18 protein-coding genes are annotated in these 23,444 nt (G+C 71.6%); 6 read left to right on the top strand and 12 right to left on the bottom strand.

Features of this window, described 5'->3' with window-relative positions; all coding sequences use genetic code 11:
* Positions 1 to 44: 44 nt before the first annotated feature.
* Positions 45 to 2,030 carry a S9 family peptidase gene (locus IT347_14785; protein ID MCC6350851.1) on the bottom strand — a complete coding sequence of 662 codons (1,986 nt, stop codon included), beginning with the start codon at positions 2,028 to 2,030 and terminating at the stop codon, positions 45 to 47.
* A 366-nt stretch (positions 2,031 to 2,396) separates the two neighbouring features.
* Here IT347_14785 and IT347_14790 point away from each other — a divergent pair, with 366 nt between their 5' ends.
* Positions 2,397 to 4,817, top strand: coding sequence for a transglycosylase domain-containing protein (locus IT347_14790; protein ID MCC6350852.1), 2,421 nt, complete (start codon positions 2,397 to 2,399; stop codon positions 4,815 to 4,817).
* A 50-nt stretch (positions 4,818 to 4,867) separates the two neighbouring features.
* Here IT347_14790 and IT347_14795 read toward each other — a convergent pair whose 3' ends face one another.
* Genes IT347_14795 through IT347_14805 form a run of 3 tightly spaced genes read right to left on the bottom strand, consistent with a single transcriptional unit; the run spans position 4,868 to position 7,164 of the window.
* Positions 4,868 to 5,266, bottom strand: coding sequence for an MscL family protein (locus IT347_14795; GenBank protein MCC6350853.1), 399 nt, complete (start codon positions 5,264 to 5,266; stop codon positions 4,868 to 4,870).
* A 15-nt stretch (positions 5,267 to 5,281) separates the two neighbouring features.
* The gene (locus IT347_14800) at positions 5,282 to 6,511 is read right to left on the bottom strand and encodes a hypothetical protein (protein MCC6350854.1); all 1,230 of its coding nucleotides are present in this window, start codon (positions 6,509 to 6,511) and stop codon (positions 5,282 to 5,284) included.
* Positions 6,508 to 7,164: a bifunctional 4-hydroxy-2-oxoglutarate aldolase/2-dehydro-3-deoxy-phosphogluconate aldolase gene (locus IT347_14805; GenBank protein ID MCC6350855.1), complete on the bottom strand. Its 657-nt coding sequence runs from the start codon at positions 7,162 to 7,164 to the stop codon at positions 6,508 to 6,510. Before IT347_14805 ends, IT347_14800 begins: the two co-directional genes overlap by 4 nt.
* Positions 7,165 to 7,268: 104 nt before the next feature.
* Here IT347_14805 and IT347_14810 point away from each other — a divergent pair, with 104 nt between their 5' ends.
* A complete protein-coding gene (locus IT347_14810) occupies positions 7,269 to 9,884 on the top strand; it encodes an AsmA family protein (protein ID MCC6350856.1) in 2,616 nt (871 codons plus the stop codon).
* Positions 9,885 to 10,348: 464 nt separating this feature from the next.
* Here IT347_14810 and IT347_14815 read toward each other — a convergent pair whose 3' ends face one another.
* The 3 genes from IT347_14815 to IT347_14825 form a co-directional block, all read right to left on the bottom strand.
* Complete coding sequence (locus IT347_14815) at positions 10,349 to 12,385, bottom strand: glycogen debranching enzyme N-terminal domain-containing protein (GenBank protein ID MCC6350857.1); 2,037 nt, start codon at positions 12,383 to 12,385, stop codon at positions 10,349 to 10,351.
* Between the two features lie 65 nt (positions 12,386 to 12,450).
* Positions 12,451 to 13,644 (bottom strand): divergent polysaccharide deacetylase family protein, encoded by a 1,194-nt coding sequence (locus tag IT347_14820; GenBank protein ID MCC6350858.1) that lies wholly within the window; start codon positions 13,642 to 13,644, stop codon positions 12,451 to 12,453.
* Between the two features lie 133 nt (positions 13,645 to 13,777).
* Positions 13,778 to 14,371, bottom strand: a complete 594-nt coding sequence (locus IT347_14825; GenBank protein MCC6350859.1) for a hypothetical protein — start codon at positions 14,369 to 14,371, stop codon at positions 13,778 to 13,780.
* On the opposite strand from IT347_14825, the gene IT347_14830 reads away from it, so the two are divergent.
* The 4 genes from IT347_14830 to IT347_14845 all read left to right on the top strand — a co-directional run bounded on the left by IT347_14830 (position 14,370) and on the right by IT347_14845 (position 18,464).
* Entirely contained in the window at positions 14,370 to 14,765 is a 396-nt protein-coding gene (locus tag IT347_14830) for a hypothetical protein (GenBank protein ID MCC6350860.1), read from the top strand. The genes IT347_14825 and IT347_14830 overlap by 2 nt on opposite strands.
* Before the next feature lie 136 nt (positions 14,766 to 14,901).
* Positions 14,902 to 16,467, top strand: coding sequence for a HAMP domain-containing histidine kinase (locus IT347_14835; GenBank protein ID MCC6350861.1), 1,566 nt, complete (start codon positions 14,902 to 14,904; stop codon positions 16,465 to 16,467).
* Between the two features lie 50 nt (positions 16,468 to 16,517).
* Complete coding sequence (locus tag IT347_14840) at positions 16,518 to 17,216, top strand: response regulator transcription factor (protein MCC6350862.1); 699 nt, start codon at positions 16,518 to 16,520, stop codon at positions 17,214 to 17,216.
* A gap of 222 nt (positions 17,217 to 17,438) precedes the next feature.
* Complete coding sequence (locus IT347_14845) at positions 17,439 to 18,464, top strand: hypothetical protein (GenBank protein ID MCC6350863.1); 1,026 nt, start codon at positions 17,439 to 17,441, stop codon at positions 18,462 to 18,464.
* A 22-nt stretch (positions 18,465 to 18,486) separates the two neighbouring features.
* Here IT347_14845 and rsmA read toward each other — a convergent pair whose 3' ends face one another.
* The 5 genes from rsmA to IT347_14870 all read right to left on the bottom strand — a co-directional run bounded on the left by rsmA (position 18,487) and on the right by IT347_14870 (position 23,432).
* Entirely contained in the window at positions 18,487 to 19,407 is a 921-nt protein-coding gene (gene rsmA / locus IT347_14850; GenBank protein ID MCC6350864.1) for a ribosomal RNA small subunit methyltransferase A, read from the bottom strand.
* A 130-nt stretch (positions 19,408 to 19,537) separates the two neighbouring features.
* Positions 19,538 to 19,927 (bottom strand): VOC family protein, encoded by a 390-nt coding sequence (locus IT347_14855; GenBank protein MCC6350865.1) that lies wholly within the window; start codon positions 19,925 to 19,927, stop codon positions 19,538 to 19,540.
* Positions 19,928 to 20,203: 276 nt separating this feature from the next.
* The gene (locus IT347_14860) at positions 20,204 to 21,994 is read right to left on the bottom strand and encodes a molybdopterin-dependent oxidoreductase (GenBank protein ID MCC6350866.1); all 1,791 of its coding nucleotides are present in this window, start codon (positions 21,992 to 21,994) and stop codon (positions 20,204 to 20,206) included.
* A 249-nt stretch (positions 21,995 to 22,243) separates the two neighbouring features.
* A complete protein-coding gene (locus IT347_14865; protein ID MCC6350867.1) occupies positions 22,244 to 22,645 on the bottom strand; it encodes a DUF4260 domain-containing protein in 402 nt (133 codons plus the stop codon).
* A gap of 94 nt (positions 22,646 to 22,739) precedes the next feature.
* Positions 22,740 to 23,432 (bottom strand): ankyrin repeat domain-containing protein, encoded by a 693-nt coding sequence (locus IT347_14870; GenBank protein MCC6350868.1) that lies wholly within the window; start codon positions 23,430 to 23,432, stop codon positions 22,740 to 22,742.
* Positions 23,433 to 23,444 lie beyond the last annotated feature (12 nt).

The raw sequence follows: 23,444 nt of genomic DNA on the forward strand, positions 1-23,444 counted from the left end.
GGCGGCGGCAGGGGCGCGCAAGGCCTCCCGCCGCCGCCCGCGGCTCAGTGCGCGTCGTACCAGTCGGCCCAGCGTCGGATGTAGTCGGCCCGGTGCGCGGGCTCGACGAACCCGTGGTCCTCGCGCGGATAGGCCCAGAACTCGACTTCACGGCCGAGATCGGCGAGCGCGCGGTAGAACTGGACGCTTTCGGCGAACGGCACGCGCCGGTCCGCCTGCCCGTGCAGCAGCAGCAGCGGCGTCCGCACGTTCGTGACGAAGCGGATCGGGTTCACGCGGTCGAAATGTTCCGGCTGCCTCCAGGGATCGCCCTCGAACTCCCACCGCGCGGCGACGCCGTGGTTGATGTCGCTCAGCGAGTACGAATGGAAGACGTCCGAGACGGCGGCGCCCGCGACCGCGGCGCGATAGCGTTGCACGTGGCCGATCGTCCAGGTCGTGATGTAGCCGCCCCACGACCAGCCGCCGAAGTAGAGCCGCTTCGGGTCGGCGAGCCGCTCGCGGATCAGCTCGTCCACGCCGCTTTCGATGTCCGCCTGCTCCACCTCGCCGAAGCGGTTGCGGTTGGCGGCGTAGAACGCGAAGCCGTAGCCGAACGAGCCGCGGTAGTTCGGGCGCAGCGTCGAGTAGCCGCGCGAGGCGAAGTACTGCACCAGCGGCGAGAAGCGCGTCGTGGTGACCTCGTCGGGCCCGCCGTGCGGCAGCACGACCAGCGGCGCGGGCAGGCCCGGCTTCATTCCGGCCGGGGTCGTGAGCACGCCCTCGATCGCGATGCCCTCGGCGTTCCTCCAGCGCACGAGTCGGGTGTCGCCGACGCGCCAGGCCGCGACCTGCGGGTTGAGCGCCGTGAGCACCGAGACCTCGCCGCCGTCCGGGTCGCAGACCGTCACCTCCTCGGGCGTGCGATCGGTCGCGGAGAGGAACGCGAGCCGGGTTCCCGCCGGGTTCGCGACCAGCGCGCTCGTGACGGTGCGGGCGGGGGTCGGCAGCGCCCGCGGCGCGCCCGCGAGCGGAAAGCGCTCGAAGACCGTCGCCGTGCGCGCGCTGACCACCGCGACCAGCGACTTCGAGTCCGCGGCCCACGCGAACCCCATGAACGTGCGATCGGCGTCGGGCGCCAGATCGCGCACCGCCCCGCTCGCGGCGTCGCAGACGAGCAGCGCGTTCGGGTTCGACAGCCCGCCGTTCAGCGACAGCGTCGCCACCCACCGGCCGTCGGGGGACCACGCGGGCCGGGTGTGGAAGCTCGGCGCGCGCGGCACCGGCCGCGCCGGCCGTGCGCCGGAGGCGTCCACGATCGCGAGCCGGTTGAGGCTCGAGACGAGGTAGGGGTCGGACGATTCGCTCGTCAGCACCGCGAAGCTCCTGCCGTCGGGGGACCAGGCGAACGAGACCACGTTGGGCCCCGCCGGGACGAGCCGGGGCTCGCCGCCCGCCACGGGGACGATCCACAGCCGCGCCGGCGCGAACTCGTGCTCCCAGTGGATCGCTCCGCCGCGCGCCCGGCGCGCGCGCCGCTCTTTCGCATCGGGGGGCGCGTCGGCGAGAAACGCGATGAACCTTCCATCCGGCGAGAACGCGGGCTCGGAAGGCTCGAGAGCGCCGGTCGCGAGCTTCGCCGCCTCGCCGCCGGAAAGAGGCAGCAGCTGCAGGACGGCCTTGCCTCCGGCTTCGCGCACGAACGCGAGCGTCCGCCCGTCGGGGGACCAGCACGGGCCCGAAGCGGCGGCGTCTCCGTGCGTCAGCGCGCGCGCCTCGTGGCTCGCCGCGTCCACGACCCAGACCTGGCGCTCGCGCTTCCAGCCCGCGCCGTCGTCGCCCTCCTTCGGTTGCGCGGTCGAATCGAACGTCGCGCTCGCGAGCAGGAACGCGACGCGCCCGCCGTCGGGCGAGAGCGCGAGCGCCGAAGCGGCGCGCAGCGAAACCAGCTCGGTCGCGCTCGGACGCGACTCGCGCGCGGCCTGGCCGGGCTGCGCGGCGCAGCACAGGGCGATGACGACGAACAACGAACCTGCGGTCGAAGGGCGCATGGCGGGAAAGCCCCGGGTGGGACGGCGGCGAAGGCGAACCCGCGCACCATAACCCGACCTGTTCATGAACCCATGGCCTGCAAGTGACGGCTGCCCGCGAATCGCTGCGTCGCAGGGCTGGCCAGCTTCCTCGACGTGTCACCGACACGACTGCGTCGCTGTCCAGCCCTGCTCCTTGCGCTTCACGGGCATCCGTCACTCTCGGCTCACGGTTCATGAATAGGTCGGGTTAACTCTCCGCTCGCCCGGTTTCGCGCTCCGGCAAAGACCCCTACAGTCGCCGCCCAGATGGCGACCGTTCCTCCTCAGTTCCGGGGCGCGCCCGCCGGCGCGTCCGCGCCGCGGCGATTCAGGCGCCGCTGGCGCGTGGCGCTCGTCCTGCTGCTGGTCGGGGCCGCCGCGCTGCTCGCGCGCTTCGTCGAGCGCGTGCGCGCCTTCGAGGCGCGGCACGCGACGGGCCCCGCGTGGGCCTTTCCCTCGCGCGTCTGGTCGGCCGACATTCCGCTCGTGCGCGGCGCGCTGGCGCCCGTGCCGTGGCTGCGCGCCGAGCTGGCGGCGCGCGGCTACCGCGAAGCGTACGTCGTCCGCGCACCGGGCCAGTGGGCGCCGACGGCCGAGGGCGCCGAGATCTGGCTCAGGGGCTTCGCCGCCGTGCCGGGGCGCGCCGCCGCGCCCGAACGCGTGCGCCTGCGCATCGAGCAGGGGCGCATCGCCGCCGTGCGGCGCCTGCAGGACGCGGGGGAGCCGGCGGCCCCGCGAACCGGGCGGAGCCTGCGCGCTCGCGGCACGGCCCGGTCCTCGCGCGCCGATCGCGCCGACGCCGCGCCGCCCCCGCCGGCGATCGAGCCGCTGCTGATCGCGACCCTCGCCGACTCGAACAACGTGGCGCGCGAGTTCGTGCCGCTCGCGCGCATCCCGCGCGTGCTGCAGCAGGCCGCGATCGCGGCCGAGGACCGGCGCTTCCGCTCGCACTGGGGGCTGGACCTCAAGGGCAACGCACGCGCGCTGGTCGCGAACGTGCGCGCGGGCGGCGTGCGCCAGGGCGCGAGCACGATCACGCAGCAGCTCGCGCGCGGACTTTTTCTCGGCCAGCAGCGCTCGCTGGCGCGCAAGCTCGCCGAGATGCCGCTCGCGGTGATGCTCGAACGCGTGATCGGCAAGGACCGCGTGCTCGAGATGTACCTCAACAGCGTCTACTTCGGGCGCGACGAGTGGGGCGGCATCGCCGGCGTCGCCGACGCCTCGCGGCGCTTCTTCGGCGTGCCGGTGGACTCGCTCTCGACCGCGCAGGCGGCGCTGCTGGTCGGCGTCATCCCGGCGCCCAACCTCTACTCGCCGCTGCGCCGTCCGGACCAGGCGCGGCGCCGGCGCGCCGCGGTGCTGCGCGACATGGTCGAAGTCGGCGCGCTCGACAGCGCGAGCGCGGCCGCGTCGGCCGCCGGGCCGCTGGGGCTGAAGCCATCGCCGCCACTGCGCCAGCGTTTTCCTTCGTACGTCTCCTACGTGCGCCAGTATCTCGGGACTCGACTGCCGAAGGGCGCGCTCGAAGGCTGGGGGCTCGACGTGATGACCGCGCTCGATCCGGTCTGGCAGCAGGCGGCGGAGGCCGGCCTCGCGGCCGGCGTGGACGCGCAGGAAGGCTGGCGCGGCCGCGGCCGGGGTCCGCTGCAGGGCGCGTTCGTGCTGCTCGACAACGAAAGCGGCGAGGTGCGCGCGCTGGTCGGCGGCCGCGACCCCGGCCGCGGCGACTTCAACCGCGCGACGCAGGCGCTGCGCCAGCCGGGTTCGGCGATCAAGCCGGTCGTTTACGCGGCGGCCCTCGATGCGCGCCGCGGTGGAGTGAAGTTCACCGCCGGCTCGACCTTGCCCGACCTGCGGCGCGAGTTCGCGACCCCCGAGGGCCCGTGGAAGCCGCGCAACGACGAGGGCGACTATCACGCGAGCGTGACGCTGGCCAAGGCGCTCGCCAAGTCGCTCAACGTCGCCACCGCGAACCTGGTCGAAAGGGTCGGCGCCGGAACCGTGTCGCGCTATGCCGAGCGCTTCGGGCTCGGCCGGCCGGCGGCGGTCGCGAGCATCGGGCTCGGCACGCACGAGGTGACGCCGCTCGCGCTCGCCGACGCCTACACCGTCTTTCCGAACGGCGGATGGCGGCGCGAGCCCACGCCGGTGCGCGCCGTGTTCGACGGCCGCGGGCGCGCGCTGCGCCTCGAGGGCGGGAAGCGCGTGGACGTGCTGCCGCCCGAGGCCGCCTCGCTCGCCCGCGGCCTGCTCGAGGACGTGGTGACGTTCGGCATCTCGAACCCGCTCGTCTCCACCTACGGTTTCGCGCGCCCGTGCGGCGGCAAGACCGGGACGACGAACGACTACCACGACGCCTGGTTCGTGGGCTTCACGCCCGTGGTCACGGCGGCCGTGTGGATCGGCTACGACCAGCCGCAAAGCCTGGCGCGCCCGGCCGTGCGCGTGGCGCTGCCGGCGTGGGCCGGGATCATGACGCGGGTGCTGGACGGCTTTCCGCCCGAGCCGTTCGCGCCCGCGCCGGGCGAGACGCTGGTGTGGGTGGATCCGTGGTCGGGCCTGCGCGCGCGCGAGGACTGCCCAGCGCCGATGCGCGTGCCGTTCTCGAAGGGCAGCGAGCCGAGCGCGGCCTGCGCGCTCGACCACACCGCCGACTGGGAGGCGATTCTTTCCAGAGCCTACGCGGACAGTCTGGCGAAGGCGGCCGCCGACTCGGCCGCCGCCGCAGATTCGGCGGCCGCGGAATCGCTCGGGATCGAGTCGTGAGCGGTGGCCGCGGCCCGTCCCGCGGCCACCGCGTGTCGTTCCCGGTCGGGCTAGACGGCGCTTCCGCACGCGCGGCACTTCTTCGCCGCAGCGGGAATGGTCTCGAGGCACTCGCCGCACTGCTTGGTCGCCGGCGCGGGCGGCGCGGGCGCCGGCTTGAGGAGCTGCTTCGTGACCACGTAGACCACGAACGCGATGATCACGAAGTCCACGACCGAGCCGCTGAACGCGCCGATGCCGAGCGCCTTGTCCACGCTGCCGTCGGCCTTGTGGGTCAGCGCGAGTTTGGCCTCGCGCCAGTCGCCGGCCGGCATCGCCAGGCTGATGAGGGGCATGAGCAGATCGCCGACGATCGAGCTGACCACCTTGCCGACGGCCCCGCCGATGATGACGCCGATCGCCAGAGCCAGCGCGTTCGTCTCCTTCAGGAATGCGATGAAGCCCTTCATGCTCCCCTCCCCGGGTCAGAAGACCGTCTGCAGCTGCAGAAAACCCTTGTCGTGGTGAAACGTGACGTCGTAGGCCTCGTGATCGAGCTCGATGCCCTCGATGCCCTGCACGCGAACCCTGCCGAAACGCGCCTCGAGCCCGACATAGGCGCGCGACTCCTTGCGCGTTCCCCACGTCCAGTCGGGGACGCTGCCGGTCTCGGCGATGCCGACGCGGTCGTGCATGACGCCGACGCGCAGCCGCCAATCGCGGACCGGCTCGCCCGCCATCTCGAGTGAGAGTCCGCGGTCGAGCGCGCGGAATGTCGCAGGCCCGATGGGCGGCCGCCAGTCCTGCGCCCGGTCCTGGTAGGCTCCGCGCGCCTCGGCGGACCAGCTCCTGCCGAGTTCGCGCCGGAGCGCGACCTCGCCCCGCCAGCGCCGGCGGAACTGGTAGCCATCGCCCGGCAGGAGCACGGACGACTCGGCAGAGCGGACCTGTTCGGTCTCGAAACGGCCCTCAGCGCTCCAACAGGAGAATGTCGTCTGCGCGAGCAGGTCGGCCTTGGTTCCGAGTAGAGAATACGAACCGTCTTTCGTGGGATCAGGATCGCGTATCGCCTTGCGGGAAGGCGTCAGCCACTTGCCGTTGAACTCCACGCGGTGGTGCGCCCCTTCGGACGCGATCCGCAGCGCCGGCTCAAGAGGATGCGCCCGGTAGGGCTCGTTGTGATTGCCCACGCGGTCCTGCCGGAACTCCCAGAGGGAGTTGAACGCGTCCTCGAGGGTGAACGCCGCCCCGATCTGAAGCGGATCGCCCGGAGCCCCCCAGTCCCAGAGCGCTGCGAAGTCCTGCCGGCTCTTGTCGGGCGTGGGCACGAAGCGGAACCCGAACGTTCCCGCGCCGCGACTGGCCCAGCGGAAATCGAGCCGCAGCCATTCCCACGACGCCATGTTGTCGTTGACCTGCAGGTAGCCGATGTCGAGCCACGATCTGGCGCCGAGCGCCGCCCGCGCCTTGAGGTCGTGGCGCATGTACCACTCACCCGACGTGTAGCAGCCCTGACTGGTACGGAAGGCGTTCGGCGACGCCGCGAACTCGCGATGCCAGTGATCCGGCACGCGGGTCAGCCAGTGATCGAGAAAGTTTTCGTCGTCCTCCTCCATGCGCGCGAGCTGGTAGCTCGAGAACTCCTCGACCGACGCACGCGCCGCGGGCGCGAGCAGCAGGACCAGCGAGACGGCCGCGAGCAGCCGTCGCGTCACGCGGTCGCCCCGGCGCGGCGCTTCCCGATGAGCGCGACGAACGCGCGGGCGCGCGCCTCGATCTCGTCGAAGCGGCCCGCGGCGGCGAGCGCCGGGTCGGCGAGCGACGCCCCGAGCCCGACGCCGACGCAGCCGGCGTCGAGGAACGGCCCGACGTTGCCGAGGTTCGTGCCGCCCGCGGCCAGGTACGGGATGTGCGGCAGCGGGTCGCGGATGATCCGGATGTAGTCGGGCCCGCCCGCGACGCCGACCGGATAGACCTTCACCACGTGCGCGCCCTGCTCGCGCGCGGCCACGATCTCGGTGGTCGTGTAGGAGCCCGGGCAGTAGAGGACGCCCGACTCGAGCGCGACCGCCGCCACCGCCGGCGAGAGGTTGGGCGCGATGAGGAAGCGCGCCCCCGCCTCGAGCGCCGCGTGCGCCTCGGTCGGCGTGAGCACCGTGCCCGCGCCGATCGTCGCGTTCTCGCCGCGCAACTTCGCCATCACCGCGGGCGCGTCGGGCACCGAGTACGTGATCTCGACCAACTGGATGCCGCCGCGGATCACGGCCTTCGCCGCCTCGTACGCCCACTCGGGGCGCGCGGCGCGGATCACCGAAACCAGCCGGTGCTCGGTCAGCGTGGCGAAGACGGCGGCGTGGACGGGGGTCATGAGGGCCGCGAGAGTAGCCCGCGGCGCGCGCGCGTCCAAGCGGATCGCGCCCACGCCGGGTCGGGCGGGTTCCCCGTCGACCCGCCGGCGCTATAGTCCCGCGCATGAACGCCACTCCTTCGAAGTCCTCGCCGGCCCGCGCGCTGCTCGTCGCCGCGGGCGTCGTCGTCGCTCTCGTCGCGGTCGCCTGGATCGCGCTCGCCGTCCTGCTGCCGCCCGCGCGCGTCAAGGCGCTCGTCGAATCGCAGATGAAGACCGCCCTGCGGCGCGAGGCGCGCTTCGAAGGTGCCTCGGTCGGGCTGTTCCCGCCGGTGCGGCTGACCGTGAGGAAGTTCGAGCTGGCCGAGCCCGGGGGCTTCGCGGAAGGCTCGGCGCTCTCGACGCGCTCGATCGATCTGGACCTCGACGTCTTCGCGCTGCTCGGCCGGAAGGTGAAGGTCCGCCGGCTCGCGATCGTCGAGCCGGAGCTGCACGTCGTCCTGCGCGCGAACGGCACCACGAACCTCGACAGCCTCGGCGCGCCGCCGAAGCCCGGCGCGCCCGCGCCGGCGATGGACCTCGACGTGCGCACGTTCGCGATCCGCGACGGCCGCGTGCTGCTCGACGACGTCGCGGCCGGGCGCCGCACCGCGTTCCAGCTCGGCACGACGACCTCGCTCGCCACCGAAGGCGGCGGCGCGCGCGTCGCGACCGAAGGCGAGACCGAGATCTCGGACCTCGCGTTCGGGCCGCTCTCGGCGGCGCGCATGTCGGACCTGAACCAGGGCCTCGCGAAGCTGGTCTTCAAGCTCGAACACAAGGGCAAGTTCGACGCGAAGCAGAACCGGCTCGCGCTCGAGAAGCTGGCGCTCGAGCTCGGCCGCACGCAGCTGGCGCTCTCGGGGCTCGTGGACGACGTCGGCCCGAAGGCGCGCTACGACCTGCGCGCGAGGGGCGACGGCGTGGACTTCGGGCAGGTGCTGGCGTGGGTGGCCGTCGCCGACGCGAAGGCGGTGAAGGGCGTCTCGGGCCGCGGCAGGATGGCGTTCGACCTCGCCGCGAAGGGCGGGGCCCCGGCGCCGGGCGCCGCGGCGGCGCTGCCGGAGCTGAAAGGCTGGCTCACCGTGAAGGACGCGGCTTTCAAGTACGCCGGCGCGCCCGTGGGCGTCGAGGGCCTGAGCTTCACGACGCGCTTCGCGCCCGACACGGTTTCGATTCCCGACCTCGCGGCGACCGTCTCGGGCCAGCCGGTGCGCGCGGCGTTCCGCGCCCGGCGGCTCGCCGATCCGATCGTGGATTTCGCCGTTCGCGGCAACGTGGACCTCGCCGCGATCGCACCGATGCTGGCCGCGCCGGGTACGAAGCTCGCCGGCCGCGCGAACGTGGACGTGCGCGGCAGCGGCCGCGCGAAGGACCCGGGCGCGATCGCGCTCGACGGCCGCGCGGAGCTCAAGGACGTGAGCGTCGAGGCGAAGGACCTGCCGAGGAAGGTCGAGGGCGTGAACGGCGTCGTGCTGCTCTCGCCGCAGCGCGCGGCGGTGCAGCACCTGACCGCGAAGGCGGGCGCTTCGTCGTTCACGCTCGACGCCACGGTCACGCGCCCGCTCGCGCTCATGGCGAAGCCCGACTCGGTGCCGCCGGCGGGCGTGCAGTTCGAGTTCCGCTCGCCACACCTGGACCTCGCCGAACTGCTGCCGACGACGCCGGGCGCGCCGTTCCTGCCCAACGCGAAGGGCGGCGGGCACGTGAGCATCGCCCGGCTCCGGCAGGGCAAGCTCGACGTGCGGGGCGTGGACGCGCAGGTCGCGCTCGCGCCCGCGGCCCTCGAATCGCCGGCGTTTTCGCTGCGGGGCTACGGCGGCACGGTCACCGGCAGCGCGAAGTTCGACCTGCGCGATACGCGGCGGCCGGTGTTCGAGGTCAAGAGCAAGGTGGCGGACGTGCAGGCCGACTCGCTCCTTTCGGCGTGGACTCCGGCGCGCGACCTGCTGCGCGGCACGCTCAGCACCGACCTGACGTTCGCGGGCGCGGGCAGCGAGCCGGCGGACCTGAAGAAGACGCTGACGCTGATGGGCCTCGCGGCGCTCTCGCAGGGCCAGCTCGGGCCCGGTCCGGCGCTGCAGGCGGTCGCCGACCTGGTGAAGATCCCGCAGCTGAAGGAGGTGAAGTTCAAGGACCTCAAGCTCCCGCTGCGGGTCGAGAACGGCCGCCTGTACACCGACGCGGTGACGATCTCGGGCGCGAGCGGCGAATGGAATCTTTCGGGCGCGATCGGCTTCGACGGCACGCTCGATTACGCGGTCAGCGTCACGCTGCCGCCCGAGGTGGTGGCGGCGGTGAACGCGAAGTCGGCGCTCGCGGCCGGGGCGCTCGCCGACGACAAGGGCCGCATGCTGCTCGACCTGCACGTCGGCGGCACGGCGAAGGCGCCGCGCGTCGCGTGGGACACGCGCGCCATGCGCGACCGGCTCGCGGGCCGGGCGTCGCAGGCGCTCGCCGAGCAGCGCGCGAAGATCGAAGGCGAGGCGAAGGCGGCCGCCGCGCAGGCGCTGCAGCAGAAGCTCGGGCTTGCCGCCGACAGCACGAAGGGCACGGCGCAGCAGCAGCTCGAGGCGGCGCGTGACAGCCTGAAGAAGGCCGCGGGCTCGGCCGTGGACCGTTTCTTCGGCGGCTTCGGGAAGAAGAAGGAGTCGCCCGCGGTCACGCCGGCGCCGGCCGACAGCGATACGACGGGACGCTAGCGGATCCCGGAGTCGGGGCGCGCGCCTCGAACGGGCGTGCCGGGTCGAGGCCCTGGACGGCACCGCGAGCGCCGGCGCCGACAGCCGGCGCGGCGCAAACGAAGACCGCGAGCGAGAGGGAGGACCCTCACCCGCGGCTTCGTCACAACCCTGCCTGGAATCCTCCGCCGGGAGTCCGCCGGACTGCCATCCGGCGGCGACCGGCGAAGCGGGTACGAGCCCTGGACGTGCGAACTGCCCCGCGCCCATGCATGCGCGGCCCACGCCTGGAGTGAATACACAGCAAGGCATGTGCCGGTTGGCGACTTTCTCGCGCCGGGAACCCGCCTGCCGCCGGAGGCTGTTGCCGGATCAGCCTATTCGCCGCCAGCCGCGTCGGCTGCCCCGCCGCCCGGGTCGCAGGAAAGTTGGCACCCCTGCCCACGGACTGGACACAGGGTGTCACTCGTGGTGACACACACGGGCTAGAGCGCGGGGCTCGGAGCGGTCAGCGCCTCGCGGTCCGCGTCCTCGATCCAGGCGCGCAGCATGATCGCCGCCGCGAGCGTCGAGAAGCGCCGGCCCGGCACCCCGCCCGGCAGCACGCCGCGCTCGCGGACGTGCGCCACGACGCGCTCGAGACGCGCGTAGACCGGCGCCTGCTCGCCGGGCTCGCGCGCGAGCACGCGCAGCATCGCCGAGACCCAGGTGCCGAGCCATTCGCCGCGCGGCTCGCCGTCGCCCGGGCGGTCGAAGAGCCCGCCGCGTGCGATCAGCTCGCGGTCCACGGTTCGCAGCAGCCTGCGCGCGAGCGGCAGGGGCAGCAGCGCGGGCGGAAGCCCCGCGGCCCACAGTTGCGGCGCCGACAGTCCGCGAACGACGCCGCCGGGGGTCAGCGCCTCGAACAGGCAGCCGGCCTCCTCGTCCCAGAAGCGCTCGACGAAGCTGCGCTGCAGCTCGTGCGCCCACGCGAGGTAGAAGGCCGCGTTCTCGCGCCTGCCGACCCACCGCGCGAGCTGCGCCATGGCGACCAGCGCGTGGTACCAGAGCGCGTTCGTTCCGGCCGCCGCGCGCGCTCGCGCGCCGTCGCCGCACCACAGGAAGCCCTCGTGGTCGCAGCGCACGCCGTCGCGCGCCCCGGCGCGCAGGTGCTGCAGCACCTGCTCGAGCGCCGGCCACGCCGTGCCGCGCAGGAACTCGTCGTGCCCGGCCGTGCCTTCGCCGCGCCGCGCCAGCAGGTCCACGAGATGGATGAGCCACAGCGACGGCTCGGGGCTGCCGTAACGCGGCGCGCCGTCGGCGGGATCGAAGCCTTCGGGCGCGAGCCCCTCGTCGAGGTACTCGAGGTAGCCGCGCGCGATCCCGCGCGCGGCGTCGAAGTCCCGCAGCGAGACGAGCGCGGCGGCGGCGCGCAGCACGTCGGCGCCGCGCTCCACGCGTTCGGGCCATGCGCCGACTAGCGTGAGCCGGCCGTGGCGCGTGACGAGCGCGTCGCGCACCTGCGCCGCGAGCGTGGCGACGAGCGGATCGCCCGCGTCCACGAACGGCGAGGTCCGGCGGGCCGCCAGCTCGCCCGCGCCGCCGCGCGCCGAGGCCGCCTGGCGGGCGGTGTAGTCGGCGCCCGCGAGCGCCGTGCGCCGCCGCGAATCGTGGCGCGCGCGCGCGGCGCCGTCGAGCGCGGCCACGCAGTCGGCGAGCGTGCGTGCGGGCGGAGCGCCGAGTCGCATCTCGGCCGCGAGCGCGCGGAAGAGCGCCTCCTCGGAAGACAGCACCAGGTGGAGCGCGGCTCCGGGTGCGCCGAGCGCGGCCTGCACCCAGCCCGGGCGGAAGGCGTCCTCGCCCTCGCCGGCCGGATCGCCGTCGTCGCCGTCGGCGGCGTCGAGCGGATAGGCGATGCCGTGCGCCCAGCCGCGCGCGGGCATGAAGACGCCGTTGTGCCACAGCGTCACGCCCGGAAGACCCGGCAGCGTCCCGATGCTCACCCGGCCGGGAATGCCCTGCATGGCGCCGCCGAACTCCGGGCTCTCGCGCTGCAGCGCGAGCGGGTCGCGCGCCGCCAGCAGCGGCGCGACGCTCAGCCGCGCCGGTCCGCCCTCGCGCAGCGTCCACGAGGCGACGAGCGCGTGGTGCCCCTCGACCAGCCGCAGGGACCGCTCGATCACGGCGTCGCCGAACCGCCACGTCCACGCCGGCCAGGGTTCGCGCGCGAACGCAACGAGGGCGGCGTACGCGCCCTCGCGCGCGACCGGCGCGCCGCCCGGGCGCGCCCACCACGATGCGGACAGCTCGTGCGAGTCGGAGCCGAGCTGGAGCTTTTCCTCGAAGCGCACCAGCAGCGCGGCGAGCGTGCCGGCGGCGGCCGGCGCCGAGAGCAGCACGTGCGCACGCCGCGATGGAGCGCCCGACAGCGTGCCGGCGGCGTAGCCGCCGAGGCCGTCGGAGAGCAGCCATTCACGGGTGGCCGCGGCGGCGAATGCGGGGAGTGCGTTCGATCCGTCGAACATCGCGCGGGAACATAGCACGCGATGCGACGCCCGGCGCGGTCCGGGGTGGCCGGTCCCGGCGATCGCGTCGCCGGAAGCGGGAGCTACTCGCCCTTCGCCATCCGGTGGAGCACGCTCGAGAGCGGCACGATGCGCACGTCGTCCGCCCGGCCCGATTCCAGGGCCTTGCCCGCCCACTTCACGCTCGTCGGGCTCGCGCGCAGCAGCACGATCGCCTGGTGCCGGTCCTGCACGCGGGCCAGCAGCCCCTCCCACGCGTGTTCCAGCGGTTTCGTCGTCCGGGCTCGCGCCTCGTCGTCGAGGATCCTGTCGGGTTCGTCGTAGGCGACACCGAGATTGGCCGCGACGGTGCGCGCGACCGAGCGCGAGGGCGGCGAGAGGTGCAGGAACGAGACGCCCTCGCGCTTCAGCTCCTTGTAGAAGGCGGTCATGAACGGTTCGTCCTGGGCGGCGAAGGAGCCCTGCAGGTTCGCCACCGCCGTGACGTCGCCGGCCTGCTGCAGGTACTGGCGCGTCAGCCTGCCGATCCGGCCCGCCGGCATGTTGACGAGCAGCGTGCCCGGGCCGGGATTCGCGCGCGGGTAGTCCTCGGGTTCCATCGGCACCTGCAGCACCAGCTCGCGGTGCGAGGCGCGCGCCCGCTCGAGCAGGGCGTCGCGTTCGCGGCCGATCGCGGGCGCGAGGACCGCGAACGGTTCGCTGCGTGCGAGCAGCGCCGATGCGGACACCGGGTCGTCGGCGAGGCCGAAGAGCACGATGGCGATCCGCGTCTCGTGGGCCTCGACGGATTCGGCCGCGACGCCCGGGCGCACGACGAGCAGCTCGTGCGTGGGCCGGCCGGGCAGCCCGAGCAGCATCTTCACCGCGAGTTCGCCGTCCTTGCCGCGCTCCTCGCGCGCGGAAAGCACTTCGGCGCCCAGCTTCTCGACCGCCTCGGTGACCGCGAAGTTGACCTGGGTCGGCGACTCGCCGCGCTCCAGTTCGACCCGCCAGCGCACGGGCGGTCCGCCGGTGGAGGAGGAGGCCAGTTCCCGGACGCGCGCCGCCGGTACGCCGGCGGCGGCCAGGCCCTCGCGCGCGTGCCGGCCGACGATGCGGATCGCGTGCGCGCGGTCCCCGAGATGCAGGTGCCGCCAGATCAGGAACCGACCCGTGTCGGAACGCACGAACGACCACAGCTCGCCGCCCCCGAAGAGCAGCAGGGCGAGCACGGTGACCAGGCCGAGCACCAGCGGGGCGCGGCCGGTCTTTTTTCTGGCGGGGCGACGTTTTGACATGACGTGACGAGGTTCGATCGCACACTATCCCGGGCGAATCAAGAACCGCCAGCGGGGATTGCCGCGTTCCGAAACCACGCTGGGAGGGGTTCCGCACGGACCTTTTGCACTTCACTGACACCGCACGCACGCCTCACGAACAAACTTTTGCCCACGCGCGCCGATGCTTCTGGCGTCGATCGCGGGGCCAGATCGGTCCCGTTCCACCTTCCGGGAGGTTGGACATGAAGCTGTTGCGACTCCTCGCTCTTTCCATCGCCGCAACCGCCTGGTGCGCCGCCGCCGCGTTCGCGTGTGGCGATGCGAAGTCGGCCGCGAACACCTCCGCGTGCGGAATGAAGTCCGCCAGCGCGAAGACCGCGAGCGCGACGTCCTGCGGCTCCAAGTCCGCCGGCACGGTGACCGCCAGCGCGGCATCGTGCGGCTCGATGTCTGCCGGCACGAAGACCGCCAGCGCGACGTCGTGCGGCTCGAAGTCCGCCAGCACGGTGACCGCCAGCGCGGCATCGTGCGGCTCGAAGTCCGCCGGCACGAAGACCGCCGGCGCGATGTCGTGCGGCTCGAAGTCCGCGACGGCCGCGACGGCGGCCGCGGCCGGTTCCGGCAACTGCGCGATGTCCGCCGAGGCCTGCAAGGCGATGATGGCCTCGGGCGCGTGCACGGCCGAGATGCAGGCGGCGTGCGCGGCGAAGGGCGCGAAGGCGGCGGCCACGGTCGGCTGCAGCATGCACTCGATGGCGGCGCACGCCGACTGCGCCGTGTGCTCCGACGAAATGGCCTGCGACGACGACGTCCGCGCCACCGGCGCGCGCGCGCAGGTCGTGCCGCTGCGCAACGGCACGATGATCGTCTACACGCTCGACGACCCGCAGAACGTGCGCGGCCTGCAGGCGGCCGTGGCGCGCCACAACGAGCGCGTGATCGCGGCGCTCCAGTCGGGCGCCAAGCTCTGCTCGTCGTGCAAGAAGCTGCGCGGCGCGCTGGCGAGCGGCAAGCTGGTGCGCGAGGTCGTCAACGTCGAGCGCGGCTGCCAGCTCCTCATCACCTCGAGCGACCGCTCGATCGTCCAGCAGGTGCACACGAGCTCGAGCGCGCAGGTCGCGGCGCGCACCCGCAGCTGACGCCCACGATTCGCACGTCCGGCCCGGTTCGCCTCGGCGAGCCGGGCCGTCGTGCTGGGGCGGCTCGCGGCCCCGGCGCGGGCGGCGGCCCGGCCGCGGGTGTCCGATTCCCGAAAGTCCTCTAGTCTCCCGCCGCATGAACGCCCGCCCGGAGTCCGCCGTCACGCACTCGCGCCAGCGCAAGCTGGCGCTGCTCGTCGGCGCGGTCGCGGTGCCCGCGCTGCTGCTGGCGATCGTGGCCTCGGCGCTCACGCTGCGCGTCGGCCGGCAGGTGCGGGCCGACAGCGCGCGCTACAACGCCTACCTCGCCTCGCGGGTCGCGGAATCGTTCGAGTTCGAGCTGCTGGCGCAGTTGCGCGAGGCGGTGATGCCGGCGGAGAACGTCGCGCAGCTCGGCGGCCCGCCCGAGGCCATCGTCGCGGCGCTGGCGAGCCGCTCGAGCCGGTTCGAGGCGCCGGTCTTCGTGCCCGTGAGCGAAATGGACAACCTGTCCATCATCATGGTCGAGTCGAACATGCTGCTGTTCGGCGAGGATCCGAGCGGCCGTCACGACCACCCGTTCGCGGCCGTCGTCCTCAAGGGACCCCGGGGCGACGTCATCGGCGCCGGCGGCTGGTGGTTCAATCCGCGCGCCTTCCTCGCCGCGAATCTGGCCAACGTCGTGCGCGACCGCCTGGGCACGGGCACGAACATCTACGGCGGCCTCGAGTCCACGCGCAACCTGAGCCTGCAGGTGTTCGATCGCGAAGGACACGAGGTGGTGCGGCTGCGGACGCCCGGTCCCGAGGGCAGCGCCCGCAGCGCCGATCTCTCGGGGCCCTTCGGGCACTACTCGGTGCGCGTGGCCGCGACCGAGAACTCGCCGGCGGCGGTGGCGCAGCGATTCGTGATCGCGCAGATGCTGTTCATCGGCCTGATGACGACGGTGCTGCTGGGCGCGACCGTCGTGGGCGTGCGCTACATGCTGCGCCAGATGGAGCTGGTGCGGGTCAAGTCCAGCTTCGTCTCGAACGTCACGCACGAGCTCAAGACGCCGATCGCGGTCATCCGCCTGGCGGGCGAGACGCTCGAAATGGGACGCTTCCGCAGCCCGGAGGAGGAGGAGAAGTACCTGCGCGCGATCCTCCGCGAGACCGACCGGCTGACGCAGCTGGTGGACAACATCCTCGATTTCTCGAAGCTGGAATCGGGACAGCAGGTGCTGCGCCTCGTCCCGATCCGCGTGGACGAACTGGTCGCGAACGTGCTGGAGAGTTTCCGCCTGCGGCTCGAGGACGGCGGGTTCCAGTGGCAGGTGGACGTGCCGCAGGGGCTGCCGCGCATCCAGGCGGACGCCATCGCCCTGCAGCACTGCCTGCTGAACCTGCTGGACAATGCCGTGAAGTATTCCCGGGAGCGCAAGGAAATCCGGATCGTGGCCCGGGCCCGCGAGGACATGGTCAGCATCGCGGTGGGGGACAGGGGAATCGGCATCGGCGCCGACGATTTGCCGCGCATCTTCGAGAAGTTCGTCCGCGTCGAAACGGGACTGGTGCACACCGTGAAGGGCGCCGGGCTCGGGCTTTCGCTTGTGGATCAGATCGTCCGCGCGCATCATGGCCGCGTCGAAGTCGCCAGCACCCCGGGCGAAGGCAGCATTTTCACGATGCTGATCCCGGTTTCGGTGGCCGGCAATTCCTCCCCGCAGGAAGCGGTCCGCTAGCCGGACCGAGGCGGGACCGCAGGGGCCGCGCGCCCCGGGAAGGGACACGCATGCAGAAGAAGATCCTCATCGTCGAGGACGAAGAGGGCCTGCTCGACGGACTCGCGCACAACTTCCGTTACGACGGCTACGAGGTCCTCACGGCGAAGAACGGGCAGGAGGGCCTTCGGCTCGCGCTCCGGCAGAAGCCGGACGCCGTGCTGCTCGACATCATGCTCCCCGAGAAGGACGGCTTCACCGTCCTCAAGGAGCTGCGGCAGCGGCACCGCGACATCCCGGTGCTGGTGATGACCGCCCGCAACTTCGAGGCGGACGTCGTCAAGGGCTTCGACCTGGGGGCGGACGACTACATCACCAAGCCGTTCAGCAGCAAGGAACTGATGGCGCGCGTCAAGCGCCTCGTCGCCCGCGGCCCCATGAACACGGGGGCGCCCGCGACGACCATCTACGCCTTCGGCGACGTCGAAGTCCGCTTCGAGCCGCGCGAGGTCTACAAGACGGGGAAGCAGGTCGCGCTCTCGTTCAAGGAGTTCGAGCTGCTCAAGTACCTGATCGAGCACCGCGGCCGCACGGTCAGCCGCGAGGAGCTGCTCGAGGAGATCTGGGGCGTGGACGAGGAACTCGGGGTCACGACGCGCACCGTGGACACGCACGTCTCCAACCTGCGCAGCAAGCTCGGTGAGGGCTTCGAGAAGCCCTTCATCGTCGCGGTGCACAAGGTCGGCTACAAGTTCGTCGAGCCCGCCTGAGCGCCGCTCCCGGGCGACTTCCACCCGCGCCCCGCGGACGTTCGCGTCCGCGGGGCGCGCGGCTTTCGGGAGGCGCTCCGGCGCGATTTCTTGCGACCTCCTGACGCGGACGGGCGCGAAAGCGGCCGGTGGCCCTTGAAGCCGCGCTGGCGGCCGGACAGAATCATGGGGTGTGACCACGGGTTCCGCGTGACCGTCCCCAGTTCCGGAAGGAGCGAGCGAATGCCGTTTCGATACCAGCCGATGACCGCCCCGGGCGTCTCGCGCCGGGTGGCCGCGCTCGCGGCGACCGCGGCGTTCCTCGCGATGGCGGCGGGCGCCCACGCCGCGCCGGCGACCGCCGCGGCGCCGGCCGACGAGATCGTCATCCTCTCGACCAGCGACGTGAAGGGAAAGACCGTCCCCTGCGGCTGCAGCACGCCCAAGGGCGGACTCTCGCGCCGCGCCGGCTTCGCCGACAGCCTCCGCAAGGTTCACCCGAACCTGCTGGTGGTGGACAGTGGCGGCTTCTTTCCCGACGGCTCCTCTGAGCGCGACGACGCGGTCTTCATGACCGAGGCGATGCACGACCTGGACCTCGCCGCCACGGGCGTCGGGGACCGCGAGCTTTCCTTCGGCCGCGCGTTCTTCCTCGCGCAGCTCGCCCGCTGGCCGCTGCCCGTCGTGTGCGCCAACCTGTGGGACCGCCAGCCGCACCGGACGCTGGTCCAGCCGTGGATCGTGCGGAAGGTCGGGAACTACAAGGTCGGCCTGTTCGGGCTCATCAACGACAAGGCGAACCTGGGTCCGTCGGCGGACTCGCTGGAGATCAGCGATCCGACCGCGGCCGCCAAAGCGGCGGTGGCCGAGATGCGCAAGCAGGGCGCGAACGTCATCGTGCTGCTGTCATCGCTCGGCAAGATCGAAACCGAGGATCTCTCGGTCGCCGTTCCCGGCATCGACGTCGCCATCGCCGGCCGCAACGTGCCGCTGCTGCAGCGCAGCCGCCAGATCGATTCCACGACCGTCGTCTTCGGCGGCGAACAGGGCCAGTACGCGGGCGTGACCGAGCTGGGCCTGGACGCGAAGGGGCGGATCGTCTCGCGCACGAGCGGCGCGTGGATGCTCGGGCCCGCGGTCGCCGACCAGCCGGCGATGCTCGCGAAGGTCACGGCCTACGAGGAGCAGCCGTCCGTCAAGGCCCGCCGCACGCCGCCCAAGGCGACGTCCGCTTCGGGTTCCAGCGCCGAGGCCGCGCACTCGCACTGAAACGCCCGCGGGCGGGACGCGCTCAGGCGCGTTCCGCCGCCGCGCGGGCCAGCTTCGCGAACTCCTCGAGCGTGAGCGTCTCGCCCCGCCGGCGCAGGTCCACGCCGGCGATCGCCCCGAGCCGCTCGACGCCCCCGCGCTCCAGCCCCAGCGAGCCTTCGAGCGTGTTCGCGAGCTGCTTGCGGCGCTGCTGAAACGCGCCGCGAATGATGCGGAACAGCAGATCCTCGGACGCCTCGACCGGCGGCGTCTCGCGCAGCAGCGCGCGGATCAGCATCGAGTCCACGTCCGGGCGCGGCCAGAACGCCGACGCGCGGATGTTCATGAGCGGCTCGAGCAGCGCATGGTAGCGCGCGAACAACGTCAGCGAACCGTACTCCGGGCTGCCCGCGGCGGCCGCGAGCCGCTCGGCGTACTCCTTCTGCACGAGCAGCACCGCCGAGCGCACCACCCGCCGCTGTTCGAACAGCCGCTCGAGGATCGGCGTCGTGACGTTGTACGGAATGTTGCCGATGACGACCAGCTTCTCCGCGCCATGCCGTTCCGCCACCGACGCGAGGTCGAACTCGAGGAAGTCCGCCTCGACGACCTCGACGCGCGCCCAGCCCTCGAGATCCTCGCGCAGGAACGCGGCGAGCCCCGCGTCCTTCTCGACCGCGACGAGCGCGCGAACGCGCCGGGCAATGCGCGGCGTGAGCGCGCCCGCCCCCGGCCCGATCTCGACCACGACGTCGTCCTCGTGCAGCCGGCCGTGCTCGACGATGCGCTCGGCGAGATCCTCGCGGACGAGGAAGTTCTGCCCGAACCGCTTTCGAGGCGCCAGCCCGCGCGCCGCCAGCGCGTCCTTGACCCGCCGCGCCTCGCTGCCCTCGGAAGCCGCCCGTTCACGAATGTACTCGGAAGCCCGCGAATGCCTCCGCCCCAACTTCGGCCGGCCACCCATGCCCCGCAATGTAGCCGTCTCCCCGCGGAGACAAAAGCAGTCCGAAGCTCCCGGGCGTCCAACCCGGAGGATTCACGACGCGCAGGGAGCGCGAAGGCCGCCGCGTGGCGGCAGGGGCCCGAAGGGATCGCTAGTCCGTGGAAAGCGCGCTGACCGTGACGTGGTACCCATCGGGGTCTCGCAGCGCGAACTCCACGGTGCCCGTGTTCGGATTGACGCCAGGCTCCGCCTCGAGCGCCGCGACAAGGCCGCGTGCGCGATCCAGCGCCTGATCAAAGGCCTCCACGCGGAAGAAGAGAAGCAGTCCATTGCCAGGTTCCGCGCGGTCAGGGCTGGCGAGGGATGGGTGACCGTGGTCGCCCCAGCGGTGGAGACAGAGCAGGACGGTTCCATCCGCGTCGAAGACCTGCCCGAAATAGTCATGCGCCGGCCGCGCGGCCGGCTGCCCCAGAAGCCGCTGATACCAGGCAACGCTACGAGGAACGTCCCTGACTCCGATGATCGTCCACAAGCCCTGCATCGCTGCCCCCAAGGCCAACTTCAATGCGCAGTGAGGCCGCAGCACGGGCTCATCGCATCGCACTTCCTTCGACGAGTGGCGACAGGTCGCCGCGACGCCGGTGTCGCGGGACAGCACGACCTACAAAGCAGCCTGGAAGTCGGTGTCTCGTGTCACCTTTCGCCTCCACCGCCAATGGCCGGACAACGCTGGAGCTCGTCGGCCGGCCGCCCGGCGTCAGCGGCGGCGCGCGGCGCCTGCCGCCGCGACCGGCTGCTGGACCGCCCCGCAGGGGAGTCAGATCGACTGCCGATACCCGTAGAATTCGTGGTCTTCGTTGTACCCGCCGTGGCCGCCACCGATTTCGGAGAAGCGGGCAACAAACTCGATGCCGGCGATCCACTTCACCTGCTTAAAGCCGAGTTGGACCTCGTTGCGCAGTCGAAGCGGCGCGCCGTGGCCATAGGAGAGCGGTTCTCCGTTCATGTCGTAGGCGAGCATCGTCAACTGATACCGCATCTGCTCGATGGGGTGCGCGTCGTAGTAACGACCCCCGTCGGCGCCGTCGCCGAGCGAGTAGAACACCACCCACTTCGCCTCCGCCTTCGGCTTGACGAGATCGAGGATGCTCTGCATCGAGACGCCACCCCATTTGGCGATGCCCGACCAGCCCTGGATGCAGAAGTGCTGGGTAATTTGCTCGTGGTGCGGAAGGTCCCGCAACTGCTCGAGGCTCAACGCGACGGGATTCGCGACGAGCCCCCCGATGCGCAGCCGGTAGTCGGCGAAATGGTTGTCGAAGAGCGCCTGATACTCCAGCGTCTCGGGATACTCGCCGTTGTGCCAGAAGTACGGCGAGATGTCCTTCTCCGCGTAGGTCCCCGGCTTGGAATCGAGGTGCTCGAAGAGGCGTTGCGCCGGGCCGATCAGCGCATACCCGCCTCTCTGAACCCAGCGCGGGTGTCGCAGCGTCAAGGGCGTGGCCGCCACCCACGCGATCGCGACGACCACCATCGAGCCGGCGAAGATGACGAAACCGACCCAACCGTTCGCGTCGGTCCCTGCATAGATGTGGTTCAAGTTGCGCAACATGCCGGTGGCGAAGACCAGGGTGACGTGAATGAAAATGAAGAAGAGGAACCAGCACAGGACCAGGAAGTGCAGCGAGCGGGCGGTCTGGATGCTGAGCCTCTTGCTGACGCCATGGAACCGGGTCGAGAGCGCGGGTGACATGCCCAGCCCGGTCACGAACGCGAGCGGCGCCGCGATGAAGACCGTGATGAAGTAGGCGAGCATCTGGAGGCCGTTGTACGCGACCCAGCTGTCGTTGGCCGGCCAACTCAAGGACAGGTACTGAAGCAGAACCGAGGCGGCATCGGGGAACACGTGCCAGTTCGTCGGGACGATCCGGCGCCATTCTCCGGTCGCGAAGAGCAGCACGTAGAAAACAAGTCCGTTCGCGAGCCACAGCGTGTCCATGCCGAGGTGCCACCATCGGGCCAGCCCGATCGAATGACGGATGCCCGGCAGCCCAAGATGCCCGGGCAGCGTGAGGGAGTCCTGTTTCGCCGTCCAGAGCGGAGTGGATGGAACCTGCGTCTGCATCCGGAGCCACTCCTTCCCAGGCGTCGAGTGTCGCGTCCAGTAGAGTCTGGGATGATCGGCGAGGATTTGCGCGCCGGCCCGGATGATGAAGCAGAGGAGGAACAAGTTGAGGAAGTGCTGGACGCGCAACCAGGCCGGCATCGGCGCGGCAAAGGTGGTTGCGAAGCCCGCGCCGGGATGACTCTGCACGAACGCCTCGACGGCGGGAATGCCGCGCAGGTACTGCGCCATGGCGACTCCGAGCAGCAGCAACACCCAACCCAGCGGAAGCAGCCACACCAGGTTGAACCATCGGCTCGCGCCGAATCGCAGATGGGGCGCGATCCCGAAGGCGGTCGGGATGGAGCCGGCCCAGGTCTTCGAGTCGACGACGTCCTCGCCCTTGATGAGCCGCTTGCGCAGCTGGCTCACCGCCTGCGGTGAGACGCGCTCCGACCCAGAGGGCGGCTGGGGCGTGGCGGCCGTTCGCGGTTTGTCTGCCATTCACGAACTCCCGAGCGAGGTTCGTCGCGGTTTGTGTTCCGGAATCGGGCGGCCCTCTCTGTCAGCGTGCGTGAGGCACCGACCCCCTGGGAGTGTGGAGCTCATTTCAAGACGTCCTCACCGCGATGCCACGGCACATCAGGATGCAACCCGTTCTGCGGCCCAACGTCAGGTTGTGCTGCGGGCACTCCCAATGATGCGGCGGTGCAGCCGCCGCCTCTCTGCCGTGACCGTCGGCACCAACCATCGTTAGTCAGTGTGTCGTGTGCCGTCGCTAGCCCCGACGGACCCAAGGTGCGTGAACCGGAATCCCGCCGCGTACTTGAGTCCGAGTCCGATCGAACGATCCATGCCGATGTGCGCCGCCCAGATGAGCGCGACCGCGGTACCGGTCCCTGCACCCCGACAGAAGGCAATCACAACCGTAGGTCCTAGAAATGTGTGAAGCGCGTTGTAGGCGATGGCCCCGACGCGCGGGCTGGCGAAGTATCCGAGCAGGGCCAGGTCAGGCGCGAGGATCAGTGCGCCGAACAGCCACCAGGAGCTCCCGCTTCGCGCGTAGAGGGCCACCGCGAGCACCAGGACCGCAAGCCCTTCCAAGCGAAGCAGGAGGCGCGGCCCACCGGTCACGGATCCGGTCTCGTGACTCATTCGTCTCCCGAGCGGTGAGTGTCGTGCATCTGGCTAACGTTCCCGTTCGGCGGCGGCGCGCAGCGCCGTCCTCCGCAACCGGTTGTTCGACCGTTCATGGCTGCTCATGGGGTCTCCCGAGCAGGGCTGCCTGCATTGTCGTTCTGTCGGGGTGAATCGTATACGTCCCGTAGCACAATCGCCTCAGGATCGAGTCAGGGCGCACGTACCAACTTGCCCAACTGAGCGGCGTATCGCCGTTCATGTCCTTCGCTTCGCGTGCTGCACCCGCACGAAGGAGTAGGTCGATCGCATCTTCCGAACCGAAGGCAGCAGCACGATGCAGAGGCGTCTCACCCTTGGTTCGGCAATCCCGCATGAACGCCCCGGTCGTGGCCCCGGGCTTCGTCACACGATGAGGGTCCGCACCGCGGGCCAGCAAGACGCGCAGGACGAGGTCGTGCGCGCCACGACGGGGTGTGCACAGCGCGGCATGCAGCGGGGCCTCGCCGGTGTCTTCCGCGGCTCTATTGACGTCGGCCCCCTGCTCGATCAAGAACTCACAGAGTTGCCAATGGCCATGGAAGGCCGCGCCGTGCAGTCCATGGTTCTGCCCGAGCGGCGACAACGACTCGCCGCGGTCCAGGAGGAACCGCATCGCGCTCACGTCTCCGTAGTATGCACACCACCGCACGAGCGGTAGGCCGTCGGCGGCTACAGAGGTCGCGGCGTGGCCTTGAGCAACATAGTCCCAAACCAAGTCGGTGCGGCCGTCGACGATACGCTCGAGCAGTTCTTCCGGCTTCATTTCCGCCTCAAA

This window comes from Candidatus Eisenbacteria bacterium, from assembly GCA_020847735.1.
GTDB lineage: Bacteria > Eisenbacteria > RBG-16-71-46 > RBG-16-71-46 > RBG-16-71-46 > CAIXRL01.